The sequence below is a fragment of the Kitasatospora sp. Ki12 genome, assembly GCF_054601375.1.
The window spans coordinates 1,914,231-1,932,462 of the sequence record NZ_BAAIHT010000002.1; the positions used below are offsets into that span (position 1 = coordinate 1,914,231).

At 74.6% G+C, this 18,232-nt stretch carries 15 protein-coding genes; 8 read left to right on the forward strand and 7 right to left on the reverse strand.

Features of this window, described 5'->3' with window-relative positions:
* The first annotated feature begins 117 nt into the window (after window positions 1-117).
* Complete coding sequence (locus ACYP53_RS25820; protein WP_229928946.1) at window positions 118-993, forward strand: class I SAM-dependent methyltransferase; 876 nt, start codon at window positions 118-120, stop codon at window positions 991-993.
* Window positions 994-1,145: 152 nt separating this feature from the next.
* On the opposite strand, the gene ACYP53_RS25825 is transcribed toward ACYP53_RS25820, so the two are convergent.
* Window positions 1,146-2,399, reverse strand: a complete 1,254-nt coding sequence (locus tag ACYP53_RS25825) for an alpha/beta hydrolase (RefSeq protein WP_189921343.1) — start codon at window positions 2,397-2,399, stop codon at window positions 1,146-1,148.
* Between the two features lie 156 nt (window positions 2,400-2,555).
* Between ACYP53_RS25825 and ACYP53_RS25830 the strand changes: the two genes are divergently transcribed.
* A complete protein-coding gene (locus ACYP53_RS25830) occupies window positions 2,556-3,014 on the forward strand; it encodes a MarR family winged helix-turn-helix transcriptional regulator (RefSeq protein WP_189921345.1) in 459 nt (152 codons plus the stop codon).
* A gap of 53 nt (window positions 3,015-3,067) precedes the next feature.
* On the opposite strand, the gene ACYP53_RS25835 is transcribed toward ACYP53_RS25830, so the two are convergent.
* Window positions 3,068-3,700, reverse strand: coding sequence for a response regulator transcription factor (locus tag ACYP53_RS25835; protein WP_308437607.1), 633 nt, complete (start codon window positions 3,698-3,700; stop codon window positions 3,068-3,070).
* 77 nt (window positions 3,701-3,777) lie between these two features.
* The gene (locus ACYP53_RS25840; protein WP_459649151.1) at window positions 3,778-5,109 is read right to left on the reverse strand and encodes a sensor histidine kinase; all 1,332 of its coding nucleotides are present in this window, start codon (window positions 5,107-5,109) and stop codon (window positions 3,778-3,780) included.
* A 234-nt stretch (window positions 5,110-5,343) separates the two neighbouring features.
* Here ACYP53_RS25840 and ACYP53_RS25845 point away from each other — a divergent pair, with 234 nt between their 5' ends.
* On the forward strand, window positions 5,344-7,302 hold the full coding sequence (locus tag ACYP53_RS25845) for an ABC transporter permease (protein WP_459649152.1): 1,959 nt from the start codon (window positions 5,344-5,346) through the stop codon (window positions 7,300-7,302).
* A gap of 43 nt (window positions 7,303-7,345) precedes the next feature.
* Here the strand turns inward: ACYP53_RS25845 and ACYP53_RS25850 are convergent, their stop codons facing one another.
* A complete protein-coding gene (locus ACYP53_RS25850) occupies window positions 7,346-8,647 on the reverse strand; it encodes an MFS transporter (protein ID WP_459649153.1) in 1,302 nt (433 codons plus the stop codon).
* A 225-nt stretch (window positions 8,648-8,872) separates the two neighbouring features.
* Here ACYP53_RS25850 and ACYP53_RS25855 point away from each other — a divergent pair, with 225 nt between their 5' ends.
* Together ACYP53_RS25855 and ACYP53_RS25860 are read left to right on the forward strand one after the other, a co-directional pair.
* Window positions 8,873-10,318 (forward strand): condensation domain-containing protein, encoded by a 1,446-nt coding sequence (locus tag ACYP53_RS25855; protein WP_459649154.1) that lies wholly within the window; start codon window positions 8,873-8,875, stop codon window positions 10,316-10,318.
* Between the two features lie 34 nt (window positions 10,319-10,352).
* On the forward strand, window positions 10,353-11,441 hold the full coding sequence (locus ACYP53_RS25860) for an alkene reductase (RefSeq protein WP_459649155.1): 1,089 nt from the start codon (window positions 10,353-10,355) through the stop codon (window positions 11,439-11,441).
* An 8-nt stretch (window positions 11,442-11,449) separates the two neighbouring features.
* Here ACYP53_RS25860 and ACYP53_RS25865 read toward each other — a convergent pair whose 3' ends face one another.
* Window positions 11,450-12,640: an IS110 family RNA-guided transposase gene (locus ACYP53_RS25865; protein ID WP_387959312.1), complete on the reverse strand. Its 1,191-nt coding sequence runs from the start codon at window positions 12,638-12,640 to the stop codon at window positions 11,450-11,452.
* A gap of 307 nt (window positions 12,641-12,947) precedes the next feature.
* Between ACYP53_RS25865 and ACYP53_RS25870 the strand changes: the two genes are divergently transcribed.
* The 3 genes from ACYP53_RS25870 to ACYP53_RS25880 all read left to right on the forward strand — a co-directional run bounded on the left by ACYP53_RS25870 (window position 12,948) and on the right by ACYP53_RS25880 (window position 15,430).
* Entirely contained in the window at window positions 12,948-13,916 is a 969-nt protein-coding gene (locus tag ACYP53_RS25870) for an NAD-dependent epimerase/dehydratase family protein (RefSeq protein ID WP_459649156.1), read from the forward strand.
* Window positions 13,913-14,482, forward strand: a complete 570-nt coding sequence (locus ACYP53_RS25875) for an N-acetyltransferase family protein (protein ID WP_459649157.1) — start codon at window positions 13,913-13,915, stop codon at window positions 14,480-14,482. The genes ACYP53_RS25870 and ACYP53_RS25875 overlap by 4 nt, the downstream gene beginning before the upstream one ends.
* A gap of 138 nt (window positions 14,483-14,620) precedes the next feature.
* Window positions 14,621-15,430: an AAC(3) family N-acetyltransferase gene (locus ACYP53_RS25880; protein WP_459649158.1), complete on the forward strand. Its 810-nt coding sequence runs from the start codon at window positions 14,621-14,623 to the stop codon at window positions 15,428-15,430.
* Window positions 15,431-15,544: 114 nt separating this feature from the next.
* Here ACYP53_RS25880 and ACYP53_RS25885 read toward each other — a convergent pair whose 3' ends face one another.
* Window positions 15,545-17,074, reverse strand: coding sequence for a M1 family metallopeptidase (locus tag ACYP53_RS25885; protein ID WP_459649159.1), 1,530 nt, complete (start codon window positions 17,072-17,074; stop codon window positions 15,545-15,547).
* A 168-nt stretch (window positions 17,075-17,242) separates the two neighbouring features.
* Window positions 17,243-18,115: a sulfurtransferase gene (locus ACYP53_RS25890; RefSeq protein ID WP_459649160.1), complete on the reverse strand. Its 873-nt coding sequence runs from the start codon at window positions 18,113-18,115 to the stop codon at window positions 17,243-17,245.
* Window positions 18,116-18,232 lie beyond the last annotated feature (117 nt).

The following is an 18,232-nucleotide window of genomic DNA, read 5'->3' on the forward strand; positions in this document are numbered from 1 at the left end:
CGCCGGTAGCCGCCCCCGGTCGCGCGGCGGTGTTCCGAGCCCCCTCGGAACACCGCCGCGCCCTTTTCCCACCGAGCACACCGGCCCATCACGTACCGTGTTCGGACGACCACCGGTTTGGGTACGTACCTCGGCGCGCCCGACGGCCGGGCGCCCACCGAGCAGGAGACCCAGCGGCCCATGGACCACAACCGCATCCCCCCGACCGTGCGCCAGACTTACGGCGCGGGCGATCTCTCCAAAGCGGCCAGCTTCGCCGGAGGTTTCATCAACTTCGGCGACTGGCACGGCATCGACCTCACCTCACTCACCCCCGAGGACCGGATCCACAGCCAGGAGCAGCTGTACCGCCGCGTCCTGCGGACCTTCCCCGAACCACCCGAGCGGCTCCGGCTGGCCGAGGTCGGCAGCGGCCGCGGCCTCGGCGCCGCCCTCGCGCTCCGGGAGTTCCGCTTCGCCGCCGTCACCGGGGTCGACATCCACCCCGACCAGGTCGAACGCGCCCGCGCCGTCAACGCCAAGGCGCTGGCCACCTACCCCGACCGGCTCGCCTACACCATCGGCTCGGCCGACCAACTCCCCTTCGCCGCCGCCACCCTGGACGGCGTCTACTCCGTGGAAGCCGCCCAGCACTTCCGCGAGCTCACCGGCTTCGCCCACGAGGCCGCCCGCGTCCTGCGCCCCGGCGGCCGCCTCGCCGTCACCACCTTCTTCACCGCCGAGGGCCCCGAGGTCGCCGAACGCCTGAAGATCCTCCTCGCCAGCTTCGCCGACGGCCTCGACGTCCCGCACCCCCTCGCCGGCTTCACCGCCGACCTCGCCGACGCCGGCTTCACCGACCTCCGCACCGAGTCGATCGGCCCCGACGTCTGGCCCGGCCTCGACCGCTACCTCGTCGACACCGTCCCACCCGGCCACTGGACCCGCAACTTCCTCCCCGCCTGGCGCGACCGCCTCCTCGACTACCACCTCGTCACCGCCACCCGCTCCTGAGCCGCCAGGACACGCCCCAGGGGCGGCAGCCCGGCGCGCGGGACGGCCCCGCCCGCGCGCCGGGCGCCGTTCCCGCGGGCTCAGTCCCGCGCCTGGGGCGCGTCCTGCGGATCTTGTCGTCGCGGACCCGGCAAAGATCCGCAAGACGCGCCCTACGCCCGGACCGCCGCCAGGCGGGCGGGGGTGGCGCCGAGCCACCAGGCGGGGTCGGCGGTGCCGTCGGTGGTGCGGCCGTCGCGGTGGACGTAGTGGCGGACATCGCGGCCCGGCTCGGCGAGTTCACCGTTCAGGGCCCGCTCCAGCCACTCGGCGCCGAACCGGAACGCCTCGGCGGCCACGCCGCCGAGCGGGTGGAACTCGTCCTCGTAGACCCGCAGTTCCTTCGGCGCCCGGATCCGCTCGAAGCTCTCCAGGGCCTGGCCGAGGTCGGTGAGCTCGTCGAACTCGCCGATGCCGTACAGGACCGGGCAGGTGATGTCGGCCACCAGGTCGCCGAGCGGCATCCGGTGGGCGAGGTCGCGGTCGAAGGCCGCCTCGTCGGTGTACCCGGCCATGTACATGTAGTTGTTCTTGAAGGTCGGCTGGGCACGCTCGAAGATGGTCGCGAAGTCGCCGGTGACGGCCTCGAAGGCGGCAAGGGCGGCCAGCCGTCCGTCGGTGGCGGCCGCCCGGGAGCCCCAGTAGCCGCTCATCGAGATGCCGAACATGCCGATCCGGTCGGCGTCGACCTCCGGCAGCGCGGCCAGGTGGTCGAGGTAACGGCCGATCGCCCGCTCGTAGTTGGTGAGGTCGACGGTGAGTCCGCCGGCCCGGGTCTCGCCCTGGCCGGGGCCTTCGACGGAGAGCGCGACCATCCCGCGGGAGGTGTAGTACCGCTCGGCGGCCCAGATGTAGTCCTCCTTGATCATGTCCATCCCGGGGCCGAGGATGACGGCCGGCGCGTTCCGGACGGGTCCGGCGGGCAGGTGCAGCAGGGCGTGGATCCGCCCGCCCTCGAAGTCCAGCTCCACCCTGCGCACCCGCCCGTCGCGCAGGGCGCCGAGGCGGGCCACGCAGTGGTCGGCGTGCGCGCGCATGGCCGCCTTGCGCGGGTCGGCGGCGTCGAAGATCGAGTACTGGGCCCGGCCCCACATCACCGCGGCCCGCAGGTAGAGGTCGGCGGCGGTCTGCGCGAAGCCGCCGCGCTCGTGGTGGGCGGCGCGCTCCTCGGCCTGGCCGGCGACGGTCGCCCACGCCTTGGGCAGCATCGCGCCGCTGCGGACGAGGGCGAACACCTTCGCGAAGTCGGTGTGGTCGTGGCCGAGCTGCTCCATGGTTCCGACGGCCTCGGGGTGCAGCGCGTCGAAGCCGCCCTGGGCGAGGGCGATGTCCAGGGCCCAGCTCTGGCCGGTCGAACGGACGGTCATGACGGTCTCCTCCTGAGATCGGGGGCGGGGTCGAGCCGCCCCGAAGTTGGCTAAGTACTTAATGAATAAGTACTTAGTCATTAAGTACTTAGACTAGGCTGCTGTCAACCCGCCCGCCCCGACCGCCCGCCGCCACCCCACCGAGGAGCGCCGACCATGGCCGAGCAGCCGCCCACCCCCGACCGCGCCCAGGCGTTGGACCGCCTGTCCCGCGCCGCCTACCGCCTCAGCGCAGCCGACGCCCGCCTGCGCGGCCGCGCCACCCGCACCCCCGGCGCCCTCTCCCTCACCCACGCCCGCGCCCTGCGCACCCTGGCCGACCAGGGGCCGCTGACCATCAGCGGGCTCGCCGCGGGCACCGAGACCACCGGAGCCGCCACCACCCAGCTGGTCAACGGCCTGGTCGCGGCGGGGTACGTCACCCGCACCCGGCCGCCCGAGGACAAGCGTTCCGTCGTGGTCACCCTCACCGACGCCGGGCGCGAACGGCACCGGCAGCGCCAGGAGGCGCTCACCGACGCCCTGCACGCCGACCTGGCCGACTACGACGCCGAGGCGCTCGACCGCGCCGCCGAGGTCCTGCACCGGCTGTCCGCCGTCTACGACCGGCTCTGAGCCCCGCCCGCCTGGGGCCCGTCTCAGAACCCCAGGGCGCCGGGACCGGGCGCTCAGGCCCGGAGGAACTCCAGGACCGCCAACACCCGGCGGTGGGTCTCCTCGGCCGGTGGCAGGTCCAGCTTCAGCAGGATGTTGCCGATGTGCTTGCTCACCGCCGCCTCCGAGACCACCAGCTCCCGGCAGATCGCCGCGTTCGACCGGCCTTCCGCCATCAGCGCCAGCACCTCGCGTTCCCGCGGGGTGAGCCGCTCCAGCGGGTCCCGGCGGCGGCGCAGCAGCTGCCGCACCACCTCCGGGTCCACCACCGTGCCGCCGGCGGCCACCGCGGCGACGGCCGCCACGAACTCCTCGATCTGCCCGATCCGGTCCTTCAGCAGGTAGCCGACGCCTCGGCCGTCCCCCGCGTCCAATAGCCGTGCCGCGTACGAACGTTGGACGTACTGGCTGAGCACCAGGACCGGCAGCGCGGGGAGCCGCTCGCGCAGCGCGAGGGCGGCCCGCAAGCCCTCGTCGGTCTGGCCCGGCGGCATCCGGACGTCCGTGACGACGAGGTCCGGCCGGTGCTCCTCGACGGCGGCGACCAGTGCCTCGGCGTCGCCGACGGCCGCCACCACCTCGTGCCCGAACCGGGCGAACAGGCCGACCAGGCCCTCCCGCAGCAGCACGCCGTCCTCCGCGACCACCACCCGCAGGCCCACCGCCGCGCCCGTTCCGCCCTCCACCGTCCCGTCCGTCACCGGCCCGTCCACCACCGCTCCACTCATCGTCGCGCTGCTCCTCCGTCGATCGGGGCGCAGGGGATCTCCACCCGCACCAGGGTCGGTCCGCCGGGCGGACTGCTGACCGTCAGGGTGCCGTCCAGGACGGCGATCCGGTCGGCCAGCCCGGTCAGTCCGGTGCCGCGCGCCGGGTCGGCGCCGCCGTGGCCGTCGTCCAGCACCTCGACGGTCAACCGCCCGTCGGCGTACCGGCCGTCGACCGTCGCGGCGCTCGCGCCGCTGTGTCTGGCCAGGTTCGCGAGCGCCTCGGTGACGGCGAAGTAGCCGGCCGACTCGACCGGCGCGGGCAGTCGGCCGGGCAGGTCGAAGCGGGTGGCGACCGGGATCGGCGAGCGGTCGGCGGCGTCCGCGCAGGCCTCCGGCAGGCCCTGGTCGGTGAGCACCTGCGGATGGATCCCGTTGATCAACTCCCGTAGTTCGGCCAGGACTTCGCCCGCCTCGCGCTGGGCGTCGGCCAGCCGGGCGGCCAGCGGGCCGTCGGCCGGCGCGTCCAGCCGGGCCAGGCCGAGCGTCATCGCCAGGGCCACCAGGCGCTGTTGGGCGCCGTCGTGCAGATCGCGCTCGATCCGGCGCCGCTCCGCCTCGAAGGCGTCCACCAACCGGGCGCGGGAGCGCACCAGTTCGCCGATCCGCTGTTCCTGCGCGCCCGGTGCCAGCACCAGCCGGGCCAGCGCCGCCCGTGCTGCGGCCACCGCCGCCAGCGGGTAGGCCAGCAGCGGGAGCAGCAGCAGCCCGGCCAGCCCGAGCAGGGCCGCGAGCGCGGGCGAGTGCACCTCGACCAGCTTGAGCACGTTCACCTGCTCGCCGTCCAGCAGGAGCAGCGGCAGCGCGGCGATCAGGTAGCCGGGCACGGTGAGGGCGCAGCCGACCACCGCCAGGTCGATCGGCCACAGTACGAATGCGGCGAGCAGGGTGAAGCCCAGCTCCCGCCAGGTCGCCTGTTCGCGGTAGCGCAGCCGCAACCAGGCCTCCAGGCCAGGGCGTTCGGGGAGGAGGTGCGGGTCCGGGACGCGGCCGCCGTCCAGGAAGCGGACCAGCCGGCGCTCCCAGGCCGCGGTCGGCACCCCGGCCAGGGCGAGCGCCGCCGCCAGCGGCAGCCCGACCAGCACCACCGCCAGGACCCCGGCGACCACCCCCGACACCAGCAGGCCGGCACAGAGCAGCAGGCCGCTCAGCCCGGTGGCCAGCAGGTACCCGGCCGCCCGCCAGGGGGCGCCGGAGCGCAGGAAGTCCACCCGCGCCGCCGGCCACCGGACCCTCCCCACGTCCGCCCCGTCCCCCGCGACCGCCGAGACCGCCGTCCGCCCGCTCATCGTGCCCCCGTCCTCGAACCGCCCGCTGCCCGCCCACCCTAGGCAGCGGGCCGGCGCGCCGTCGGTAGGGCCTGGCCTACCTTCGGCCCAAGGCCGCCCCTGGCAGGCCCCGGTCAGACGCCCGTCCGGCCCCCGCCCGCCCCTTACGGGCAACGCCGGTAGAGCCCTCCCTACCCTCCGCAGTAGACCCTGGCCCGCTGACTGCGGCCGCCCCCGGCCGGTTCGCTGGACGCCATGAGAATGCTGCGGATCGCCCTCTCCTCCCTGGCCACGCGCTGGCCCTCCCTGCTCGGCGCCTTCCTCGCCCTGGCCCTCGGCGTCGCGATGACCGCCGTGATGCTGCTCGGCCTCGCCGCCGCGGTCGACGCGCCGCCCGGCGGCGGGGATCTGGTCTCTCTGGTGGCCGCGCTGGGCACGGCGGGCGGGGTGAGCGCGTTCGTCTCGGCGTTCGTGGTCGCCTCCACGTACTCGTACGCCGTCGTCCGGCGCCGCCGCGAGTTCGGTCTGCTCCGGCTGGCCGGCGCCACCCGCGCGCAGGTGCGCCGGACGGTGCTCGCCGAGGCGTTGCTGCTCGGCACGGCCGCCTCGGCGGTCGGCTGCGGACTCGGCCGGCTGGGCGCGCCGGCGCTGGTGCGGTGGCTGGCCGGGGTCGGCATGGCTCCGCCGGGATTCGCCCCGAGCGGTTCCGCCTGGCCGCTGCACGCCGCGTTCTGGACCGGGCTGCTGGTCGCCGTGGCCGGGGTGGCGGTGGCCGCCCGCCGGGCCGGCCGGGTCGGTCCGCTGGACGCCCTGAGCGCGGCCGACCTCGACACCGGGGTGCTGACCCGCGGCCGCCTCCTGCTCGGTCTCGGGCTGCTGCTCACCGCCGCCGTCCTGGCCGGCACCGCGCTCGCCACCGACCCCGCCGACCTGCTGCACCGCAAGACGTACACCACCCAGCCGATGTGGCTGATCTGCGCGTGCGGCCTGCTGTCACCGCTGCTCGCGCCGCCGCTGGTGCGGGTGCTCGGCCGGCTGCTGCCCGCCCGGCTCGCCGGGTACGCGGGCCGGCTGGTGCGGGCCAACGCCGGCTCCGCGCTGCGCCGTACGGGTGCGGTGGCCGCGCCGGTGCTGGTGGCGGTGGCGCTGACCGGTTCGCTGGCGGGCGCGCTGGGCACGGTGAGCGCCGCCCGCGCCGCCGAGGCCGGCTCGCGGACGGCGGCGGACCTGGTCGTCGTCCCCGCCACCCCCTCGGCCCGGCCGATCGACACCCAGCAGGCGGCGGCCCAGCCGGAAACACCCCAACCGGTCGACGCCCGACTGACCGCGGCCCTGCGCGCCGTCCCGGGCCTGGCGGCGCTCTCGGCGACCGCACCCACCCGGCTGGCCCTGACCGAACCGGACGGCGTCACGGTCCGTACCGAGGCCCGCGCCGCCGACCCGGCGGGCCTGACCGCGCTCGCCCGCCTCCCCCTGCTCGCCGGCGACCCCGCCGCCCTGGACGACGGTTCCCTGGTGCTGCCCGCCGAGTGGGGCCGTACGGTCGGCGAGCAGGTGCCGGTGGTCCGCGCCGACGGCAGCCGGACGGCCCTGCGGGTGGCCGCGGTGCTCGGCGACGGCCTCGGCGACAACGGCGTGTACGTCACCGCCGCCAACGCCCCGGGCGCCCGCGTCGACCGGATCGAGCTCCGCCTCACCCCCGGCACGGACCACACGGCCGCCCTCGCCGACGCCCGCGCCGCCGCCCGGCCGTACGGGGCGACGGTGCTCACCCGGGCCGACTGGCTCGCCGCGACCGCGCCCTCCAACGGCCGGATCGCCTGGCTCAGGACCGTCCTCGTGCTCGGCCTGGCGCTCGTCTACACCGGGATCGCGCTCGCCAACACCCTCGCCACGACCACCGCCGACCGCCGCCGCGAACTCGCCCTGCTGCGGCTCGCGGGCGCCACCCGGGCCCAGGTGGTCCGCCTGGTGACCGCCGAGGCGGTGCTGGTGGTGACGGTCGGCGCGCTGCTCGGCTGTGCCGTGACCGGCGCCCAACTCGGCACCGTGCACGCCGCGTTGGCCGTCCTCGGCGCACCGGCGCCCTGGGCGCTGCCGTGGCGCCCGGTCGGGCTGGTGACCGCCGGGGCCCTCCTCCTGGCGGTCCTCTGCGCCGCCCCGGCCGCGGCCTGGATGCTCCGGACCCGCCCGGTCACGGCCGCCGCCCGCTGACCGGAAACCCCTGCGCCGCCCTCCCACTCAGCCGCCCTCCCACTCAGCCGGCGTTCGCACCCGCCCGCTTCGACGGCTCGGCCACCGGGCCGGCCGCCGGAACCGCCGGCGTCCCCAGCGCCGCCAGCCGGCGCAGGCTCGCCCGGCGCTGGAGCGCGCCGAGGCCGACGGTCGCCGCGCCGAGTCCCAGCCAGCCCACCGGGCCGGCCGCCATCACCACTCCGGTGAGCAGCAGCGGGCCGGCCGACTTCTGCACCGACTGGGACATCCCGGCCACCCCCAGGTAGGAGGCCCGGGCGCCCGGCGGCGCCAGGACGACCGCCAGCTCCCAGGAGCTCACCGACCGCATCAGCTCGGCCAGGGTGACCAGCATCGCGGCGGCCAGCAGCGCGATCGAGGCCGTCCACGGCCCGGCGCCGGTGGCGAGCACGATCAGCAGGCAGCTGCCGAGCAGCGTCGCCCCGTACCAGCGCACGGCCGCGGCCGCTCCGCGCGGGCCCTCCGCGAGCGTCGAGACGCGCAGTTGCAGCAGCACCACGAGCACGGTGTTGAGGACCAGGAAGACCGGGACGACGGCGTGCGGCGCGCCGGTGTGGTGGACGAGCCAGAGCGGCAGGCCCACGTTGAGGATCGAGTCGTCGAGGTTCAGCGGCATGTCCAGCAGGACGAACAGCAGGTAGCCCTTGTCCCGCCAGGGGCTGGGTGCGGCGTCCGGCCCGGCCGCGGGCTGCCCGCCGGGGCCGGCGGGCGCCGTGACCAGCCCGCGCCCGGCCGGTTCCCGGGTGCGCCAGACCAGCGCCGCGGCCAGGACGAAGGAGAGCGCGTTGGCCAGGATCAGCGTCCGGTAGGCGGCCGTGGTGCCGACGGCCAGGCCGATCGCCGAGACGCCCGCTCCGAGCGCGTACCCGGCGTTGGCCACACTGCGGAACAGCGCCTGGTAGGTGCTGCGCCGCTCGCCCGCGACCCGGGTGGCGAACAGCATCTCCAGGGTCTTGGCGGCCCGCTCGGCCAGGCAGGTCAGGGCGACCACCGGGAGCAGCGCCGCGAAGTCGTCGACGACCAGCAGCAGGCCCATGGTCCCGATCCGCAGCAGGTGGCAGCCGATCAGCAGCCACCGCACGGGCACCCGCTCGGCCGCCCGTCCGGCCAGCGGGGATCCGGCGATCCCGGCCACCGCGCCCACCCCGAGCAGCAGTCCGAGCCGTCCGGCGTCCATCCCGCACACGTAGGTGAAGTAGAGCACCGAGGCGGCTGCCCACACCCCGGTGCCGGTCCGGTCGACGCACTGCGCCATCAGCATGATCCGCGCGTCGCGCCCGCCCGGCGGCTTCCGCAGCTGCGCCATCAGTCCGTTCCCCCGCATGGCAGGCCCCTGTCGCGTGATCACCGTCAATCTCGACATCAAGATACTTCATGTCGAGAGACCTACGGAACCCCCACCCGAACCACCACCCCGGGGGCCGGGCCCTCGACGCGCGGCGGGCGGTACGCCACACTCTCCCCAGCAGCACCCCGCGCTCCCAACGCACCGGCACGACGTCATGACCACCGCCCTACGGAGAGCCTCACGGTGAGCACTCGTCAACTGCTGGAGATCGCCTTCTCGTCCGGACGGTCCGGGTCCGGACCGGCCACCTGGGGCCAACAGGCCATCTGGGACGCCGTACGCCGACTGCCCCCGGCCGACGCGCCGCGCTACAACATCACCACGGCGGCGCCGCTGGACCCCGGACTGCCGCTGCCCGTCGTGCTCGGCGCGCTGGAGCAGCTGCTGCACCTGCACGACTCGCTGCACACCCGACTGCTCCCGGACGGGGACGGGCGGCTGCGCCAGGTCGTCGACCCGGAAGGGGTCCTGTCCGTCGAACTGGCGGACGCCGCCGGGGCCGACGACCCGGGCGAGCTCGGCGCCCGACTGCACGCGGAACTGGCGGCCCGCGCGTTCGACACCGGCGAGCAGTGGCCGATCCGGGTCGGCGTGGTGACAGTGGACGGACTGGCCCGGCACATCAGCCTGGTGCTCTCCCACACCGCGGTCGACGGCTCCGGCATGAGCCGGCTGGTCGCGGACCTGACCGCACTCAGCCTCGGCACCTCCCCGGAGGAGCTGGCAATGCTCCGCGAACCCGGCCGACAGCCGCTGGAGGAGGCCGAGTTCCAGACCTCCGAGCGCGGCGTCCGCCGGGACGTGGGCGCCCGCAAGCAGTTCGTCCGCAAGCTGCGGCTCGGACCGCCGCGACTGTTCCCACCGACCGCCCAGGACCCGGCCGCCCAGGACCCGCTCTCCCCACCCCCGGCCGCCACGTTCCCGAACGCCGTGCTCCGCTCCCCCGCCCTGCCCCGGGCGGTCGAGCGGGTGGCCGGCGCTCACCGGGTGAGCACTTCCTCCGTCCTGCTCGCCGCAGCGGCCACGATGACCGCCCGGCTCGCCGGGACGACCGAGGCCGTGCTGAACGTCGTGGTCAACAACCGCTTCCTGCCCGAGCTGACCAACGCGGTGAGCGTGGTCGCCGGCGACGGCCTGTTCCACCTCCCGGACGCCGGCGCGGAGTTCGGCGAGGTGGTGCGCCGCACCCACGCCGCCGCGATCGGCACCTACCGCCACGCCTACTACGACAAGCTCGCGCTGGCCGCCGAGATCGCGGCCGCGACCGCCGAGGGGGTCGAACTCGCCGACCGCTCCTGCGTGTTCAACGACACCCGGGAGCTGGTCCCGGCCGCCCCCGACCCCGGCGACGGCCCCACCCCCGACCCCGGCGACGACCGGACCACACTCAGCTGGCCGGTGGAGTTCGAACCGCGCCCCGGCCTGACCTACGCCCTGGACGCCCTGCAGTCCCCCGAGGCGCTGAGCCTCACCATGACGGCGGACCCGTCCGTGCTCCCGCGCCCCGCGATGGAGCGATTCCTGTACGGCATGGAAGAGTTGATCCTCACCGAGGCCGGCGCGGCAGCCGGAACGGAGACGGCGGCCACGGCCGCGACGGCAGCCACCGGAGCAGCCGCCGAGGCTTGAACCTGACACCGGTGTCAAGTTTTACCGTACCGGCATGACCACCACCACGGAATCCCTGCTCAGCCCGTACCGCCTCGGCTCGCTCGACCTCCCCAACCGCGTCGTCATGGCCCCGATGACGCGGTACCGGGCCGCCGAGGACGGTACGCCGCTGCCCGTCGTCGCCGAGTACTACGCCCAGCGCGCGAGCGCCGGCCTGATCGTCACCGAGGGCATCTGGCCCAGCAGCCGGGGCCAGTCCGGCTGGCGGCTGCCCGGCCTGGAGACGCCCGCGCACACGGCCGGCTGGCACACGGTCACCGAGGCCGTGCACGCGGCCGGCGGGCGCGTCGTCGCCCAGCTGATGCACGGCGGCCGTCAGGGCCACCCGCTCAACCGGCTGCTCGGCGACCTGCCGGCCGGCCCCTCGGCCGTCCCCGCGCCGGGCCCGGTGCACGTCAAGGACGGCGCCAAGGCGGCGGCCGTCACCCCGCGCGAGATGACCCGCGAGGAGATCCGCCAGGCGATCGCCGACCACGTCGACGCCGCCCGCAACGCACTCGACGCCGGCTTCGACGCCGTCGAACTGCACGGCGCCAACTCCTACCTGATCCACCAGTTCCTCGCCGACAACACCAACCTGCGCACCGACGAGTACGGCCCCGGCACCCTCGCCGGCCGGCTGCGCTTCCCGATCGAGCTGGTCACGGCGGTCGCGGACGCGATCGGCCCGGACCGGCTCGGCCTGCGACTCTCCCCCGGCAACCCGCAGTTCGGCATGCACGAGGCCGACCCGGCGCCGGTCTACCGGGCGCTGCTCCCCGAGCTGGACGGCCTCGGCCTGGCCTACCTCCACCTCACCGACAACGACGACTACCCGGCGCTGGCCGACCTGCGCCCCCGCTGGTCCGGCCCACTGATCGCCAACGTCGGGGAGAACCGCGCCCCCACCGACCGGGAGCGCGGCGAGGCGGTACTGGCCGCCGGGCTGGCCGACCTGGTCTCCTACGGCCGCGCCTTCATCGCCAACCCCGACCTGCCGGAACGGTTCGCCGCCCACGCCCCACTCACCCCCGTCGACCCGACACACCTCTACGGCCAGACGGCGACCGGCTTCACCGACTACCCGAAGCTCACCTCCTAATGCTGTTGTCAAGCCGCTGATGTGACTGGGAGGTCGCCTTGGTAGCACCGTCCGTCACGGATCAGGGCCCACAGGACATTCACTCGTCGGCGGGCCAGCGCGAGCACGGCCTGGGTGTGGCGCTTGCCCTCGGCGCGCTTGCGTTCGTAGAAGCGGCGGGATGCCTCGCAGCTGCGGATGCTGATCAGCGCGGAGGTGTAGAACACGCGTTGCAGGCCGCGGTGGTAGCGCCGTGGCCGGTGCAGGTTGCCGCTGACGTGGCCGGAGTCGCGCGGGACCGGCGCGACTCCGGCCAGGCTGGCCAGGCGGTCCGGGCTGCCGTACCGGCTCATGTCGCCGGCGGTGGCGGCCAGGAACTCCGCGCCCAGCAGCGGGCCGATGCCGGGCATGCTGGCGATCACCTCGGCGAGGTCGTGTTCGCGAAACCGGGCCGCAATGAGCTTGTCGATCTCGGCGATCTGCTCGTTGAGGCCCATCACCTCCTTGGCCAGGGTGTGGATCACCTGTGCGGCGATCTTCTCCCCGGGGACGGTGGTGTGCTGGCGCTCGGCGGCCTCCGTGGCGGTCTGGGCCAGGGCCTCGGCGCCGCGGACCTTGCGGTTGCGGAGCCAGGTCGTCAGCCGGGTGCGGCCGGCGCGCCGCAGCGCGGCGGGCGTCTGGTAGCCGGTCAGCAGGATCAGCGGCCCCAGGTTGTCCAGGTCGAGGGATCGCTCCAACGCGGGGAAGATGCCGGTGAGTTGGCCGCGCAGGCGGTTGATCCGGCGGGTGCGGTCGGCGCTCAGGTCGGCTCGCCGGCCGGTGAGGATCCGCAGTTCGACGGCGTGCTCGTCGTCCGGCCGCAGCACCGTGAGGTCGCGGCGCATGCGGGCCTGGTCGGCGATGACGGTCGCGTCCTTGGCGTCGGTCTTGCCGGTGCCCCGGTAGCCGGCCGAGGCCCGGTTGACCGCCAGGCCGGGTATGTAGACGAGCTGCTGGCCGTGGCCGAGCAGGATGTTGATCCACAGGGCGGCCATGCCGTCTGCGACGTCCACTGCCCAGACCACGTCCTCGTCCAGGGCGAGGACGTCGGCGAGCAGGGCCATCAGCTCCGGCTCATCGTTCAGCACCCGGCGCGACAGCAGCCGTCTACCCTCGGCGTCCAGCACCACGCAGTGGTGGTGGGTCTTGCCGATGTCCGTGCCCGCCCAGATCTGGGCCACCTGTTCCTCCGGTCGCTCGCTCGTGCTCAGTGCTCCGGACGACCTCGCCAGCGTGGTCCTACTCAGCGATGCACCCGAGGGGCTCGCAGCTCCTAATCAGCGGCCGAGTCGTCGTGAGGCGCCGGGCGGCCAGGTGACCGGAACCATCGAGGGCAACCGACTGAAAGCCATACCCGGCGTCTCTGGGCCTCAGGACCATACGACTGGCCCGTCCAACCCATCAACAACGTAGGACCGACTGACCGGAGCCCACCGACCCGCCGAAGACCCACCAGAAGACCCGCCGCCCGGTCCTACCCTGGAGCCCATGCGGATCCTCGTCCTCGGCGGTACCTCCTTCGTCGGCCGCGCGATCGCCGACGACGCCCTGCGCGGCGGCGCGGAGGTCACCCTGTTCAACCGCGGCCGGACCAACCCCGGCCTGTTCCCCGACGCCCGCCACCTGCTCGGCGACCGCGACACCGGTGACCTCACCGCCCTGCGCGAGGGCCACTGGGACGCCGTGGTGGACGTCAGCGGCTACCACCCGCACCAGGTCGACCGGGCCGCGGCCGTCCTCGGCGACCGGGTCGGCCGCTACCTCTTCGTCTCCAGCCACGCCGTCTACGCCCAGGACGGGCTCGCCCCGGGCTCGGACGAGTCCGCCCCGCTCCGCGCCCCGCTGCGCGAGGCCGAGGAGCTCACCGAGGAGACCTACGGCCGGCTCAAGGTCGCCTGCGAGGAGGCCGTCACCGCCCGCTACGGCGACCGGGCGACGATCGTGCGGCCCGGAAAGGTGGCCGGGCCGCACGACGGGCAACGCGGGCTCACGTACTGGGCGCGCCGGGCGGCGCGGGGCGGCCGGACCGCCCTGCCCGGCCGCCCGGAGCAGCCGGTCCAGCTGGTCGACGCGCGGGACCTGGCCCGGCTGGTGCTCCGGCTGGTCGAGGACGGCCGGCCGGGCGCCTTCCACGCCGTCGGCCCGGCCGAGCCGACCACCCTGGGCGGGCTGATCGCCACCTGCGCGGAGGTCGCGGGCACCGAGGTGGAGGTCGTCCCGGTGCCGCCGGAGACGGCGCCGCCGCCGTTCTTCCCGCTGGTCCGGGCCGAGCCGCTCTGGCCGGGCCAGCAGCGCGACCCGGCCAGAGCCCGGACCGCCGGCCTGCCGGCGACGCCGCTCGCCGTCACCGTCGCCGACGTGCTCGCCTGGGACCGGGGCCGCGGCGAGCCGCCGCTCGGCCACGGCTTCACCGCCGAGCAGGAGGCCCTGGCCCTGGCCGAGGCGGACGCCCGATGACCACCGGGCCCCTCTCCCCGCGCATCACCGCCATGCGCCCCGAGCACGCCGAGGCCGTCCTGGCGATCTTCCGCGCCGGCATCGACACCGGCGACGCCACCTTCGAGACCACCGCCCCCACCTGGGCGGCCTTCGACGCCGCCAAGCTCCCGGACCACCGCCTGGTGGCCCTCGGCCCCGCAACCCCCGCAACCCGCAGAACCCCCGCAACCCCCGGAGTCCCCGAAACCCCCGACGCCCCCGACCACGTCCTCGGCTGGGCCGCCGTCTCCCCGGTCTCGGGCCGTCGCGCCTACGCGGGCGTGGTCGAGCACTCCGTCTACGTCGACCCGGCCGCGCGGGGCCTGGGTGTCGGACACGCCCTGCTCGAAGCCCTGGTGGCCTCCACCGACGCCGCCGGGATCTGGACGGTGCAGGCCGGTGTCTTCCCCGAGAACACCGCGAGCCTCGCGCTCCACCGCCGGGCCGGCTTCCGGGTGGTCGGCACCCGGGAGCGGATCGGCCGGCTGGACGGCCGCTGGCGTGACGTCGTCCTGCTGGAGCGGCGCAGCCCGGCCGTGGACTGACCCGGCACACCCCCTTCCTGACCCGTTGTCAGTGCCACCCGCTATGGTCGGCCCCGAACGATCCAGCACCACCAACGCACCGGCCCGGCACCACCACCGGCGCCACCAACACCACCACCCGCACCATCAGGGGGCACCATGACCACACCGGGCACCACCCCGCTCACCACCGCCGACCTCGTGGAGGGCTGGCGCCGGGTGGGCGTCCGTGCGGGCATGGCGCTGATCGTGCACTCCTCGCTCTCCAGCCTCGGCCGGGTCGAGGGCGGCGCGGCGGCCGTGGTGGCCAGCCTGCGCGAGGCGGTCGGGCCGGCCGGCACCGTCGCGGCGCCCACCTTCACCACCGACACGGTCCGCGACCCGGCGCCCGGGCAGGGCGGCCCGCCGGGCCCCGAGCTCGCCGAACTCCGGGCCGCCGTCCCGCTGTTCCATCCCGGCCTGTCCTCCCGGACGGGCGCGGTGGCGGAGGCCCTGCGCGCCCTGCCGGAGAGCCTGCGCAGCACCCATCCGCAGGTTTCGGTGGCCGCCGTCGGGGCGCACGCCCGGGAGGTCACCGCCCGCCGGTCGCTCGGCTTCGCGGTCGGGCGGGAGTCGCCGTTCGGCGCCCTGCACGACCTGGGCGGCCATGTGCTGCTGGTCGGTGTCGGGCACAACCGCAACACCTTCCTGCACTACGCCGAGACCTTCGCGCCCAACCGCCGGCTGAAGCTCCGCCGCTTCCCGATGGCGATCCAGGGCGAGCGGGTCTGGATCGAGGCGCCGGACGTGGGGGACGACAACGACACCCACTTCCCGGTGGTGGGGCGGGAGTTCGAGGAGCGGGCGGGCATCCGCGCGGTGCCGGTCGGGGCCGCGTCCTGCCGGCTGGTCCCGGTCCGCGACCTCATACCCTTCGCCGTCCGCCGCCTCACCGAGCTGCTGGCCGCGGACGGCCCGACCCCGGCGTAGCCCGCCAGGAGCCAGGCCCACCAACGGCGTGGCCCGGCCGCCCGCCCGTTCCCGAACGGCCCGCCGGGCCACCCCCGGACCTCACCTCACGTCACCCCACCCCGCGCCCGGGCGTCAGTGCCTGCTGTCGTGAAGGGAGTTGGTCTCCTGGATCTTCTTCCAGGACTTGGGCTCCGCCGGCAGCTGCCCGTCGGCCCGGTCCGCGCCCGGCGCCAGCGAGGCCGCAGCGGCGGCGGTGCCCGCCGGCACCGGTCCGACGGCCGGCTTGGCGGGGGTGAACAGCCAGGTCTGGAAGAGGTCACCGAGCTTCTTGCCGGAGACCTTCTCCGCGTACGCCTGGAAGTCCTGGACGGTGGCGTTGCCGAAGCGGCGCTCGGTGGGCCAACCCTTCAGGATCTGGAAGAACTTCTCGTCGCCGACGGTGTTGCGCAGCGCCTGGATGGCCACCGCGCCCCGGTCGTACACGGCGCCCGAGAACTGGTTGTCGGCACCCGGGTCACCCGGCTTGACGGTCCAGAACGCGTCGTCGGCCGGGTGCGAGGCGTAGATGTAGTCGGCCAGCTCCTGAGCGGTGCCCTCGTTCTCGTGCTCGGACCAGAGGAGCTGCGAGTACCGGGCGAAGCCCTCGTTCAGCCAGATGTCGCTCCAGCGCGCGACCGAGACGCTGTCGCCGTACCACTGGTGGGCCAGCTCGTGCACGACCACCGAGGTGTTGGTGCCCTTGGCGAACTGCCGGGGGCTGTAGAAGACCCGGGTCTGGCTCTCCAACGCGTAGCCGGTGGGCACGTTGGGGACGTAGCCGCCGATCGAGCTGAACGGGTAGTCGCCGAAGTAGCCGCTCAGCCAGTCGACCAGTTCGCCGGTGCGCTCGACGCTGGCCCTGGCCGCGTCCGCGTTCTCGCCGAGGTCCTTGCTGTACGCGGTGTAGACGGGCAGCCCGCCGGCCGTGGTGTCCGTGGAGACGTCGAACTTGCCGACCGCGAGCGTGGCCAGATATGTCGCCTGGGGCTTGTTCTCGCGCCAGCTGTAGCGGGTCCAGCCGGCCGAGGAGGAGGTGCCGGTCAGGATGCCGTTGCTGATCACCTGGTTGCCGTCCGGCACCAGCACCGAGACGTCGAAGGTGGCCTTGTCACTGGGGTGGTCGTTGCTCGGGAACCACCACCACGCGCCCTCGGGCTCGCCGGCCGCCACCCCTCCGTCCGGCGTGCGCAGCCACGCTGTGAAGCCGTACTTCTTCACGGTGGACGGCACGCCCTTGTAGCGGACCACCACGGTGGCCTGGCTGCCCTTGGCGAGCGGCCGGGCGGGGGTGATCTCCAGCTCCTGCTCGCCGCTGGTCTTGAACGCCGCGGGCCGCCCGTTGACCCGGACCTCGGAGACGTTCAGCGCGAAGTCGAGGTTGAACCGGGAGAGGTCCTGGGTGGCGGTGGCCAGGATGGTGGTGGTGCCTTCGAGTTCGTCGGTGGCGGGCTGGTACTTCAGCCGGATGTCGTAGTGCGAGACGTTGTATCCGCCGTTGCCGTAGGTCGGGTAGTAGGAGTCGCCCGCGCCGGCCGCGCCGGGTTGGAAGTCTGCTGCCGAGGCGGGGACGGCCAGGAACAGGCTCAGGGCACTGGCGGCGGAGACGATCAGCCTCTTGCGCACGTGGTCCTCCAGGGATCACCGGAACGATGGGTCGGATCGATCCTTGTCCCGGAGGCGCCTGTTCCACTCCCTGATTGTGAGATGTTCATGAAAAGAAACGCGCCGAAATGACACCGTCGCAGCAAGGCCGCGACGGTGTCACATCACCACACCCACCCCACCAGTACCTCAGGACCCGAGCGTCACCGGCGCCCGCACCAGCGAGCCGTACTCCGTCCACGAGCCGTCGTAGTTCTTCACGTGCGGGTACCCGAGCAGCTCGGTGAGCGCGAACCAGGTGTGCGCGGACCGCTCGCCGATCCGGCAGTAGGCGATCACCTCGCGCTCCGTCGACACGCCCTTGCCCGCGTAGAGCGCCCGCAGCTCCTCCGCCGACCGGAACGACCCGTCGTCGTTGGCCGTCTGCGACCAGGGGATGTTCACCGCGCCGGGGATGTGCCCGGGCACCTGCGCCTGCTCCTGCGGCAGGTGCGGGGGCGCGATCAGCTCGCCCCGGAACTCGGCCGGCGACCGGACGTCCACCAGCACCGCGTCCGCCCCGGGCTTGGCGAACACCTCGGCCTTGGCCAGCACCTCGTCCCGCAGCGCCCGCAGCTCCGGCCGCTCGGGCCCGGTCAGCCGGTACCCGGTGTGCTGGTAGTCCATCACCTCGGGGGTGAGTTCGCGGCCCTCCAGCTCCCACTTCTTGCGCCCGCCGTCCAGCAGCCGCACCGGCCCGAAGCCGCGCAGCCGCAGCAGCCAGTAGGCGTACGCGGCGAACCAGTTGTTGTTGCCGCCGTACAGCACCACGGTGGTGTCGTCCTCGACGCCGGCCGCCCGCAGCAGGTGCTGGACGCCGTCGCGGTCGGCGTAGTCTCGGCCGACCCTGCTGTGCAGGTCGGTGGTCCAGTTCCAGCCGACCGCGCCGGGGATGTGGTCGCGGTCGTACGCGGTGGTGTCCTCGTCCACCTCGACCACCCGGACGGTGCCGTCGTCCAGGTGGTGGGCCAGCCACTCGGTGTGGACCAGCGCCTCGGGGTGTGCGTAGCCGTTGCCGGTCATCCCGTGCCTCCTTCACTCCGCCCAGGGCTGCACGGACCGGACCTCCGGGCGCGCACGCACCGGCGCACCGCGAACGGGCCGGACCCTTCGAACGTACGCCGACCGCCCGGCCCGGGC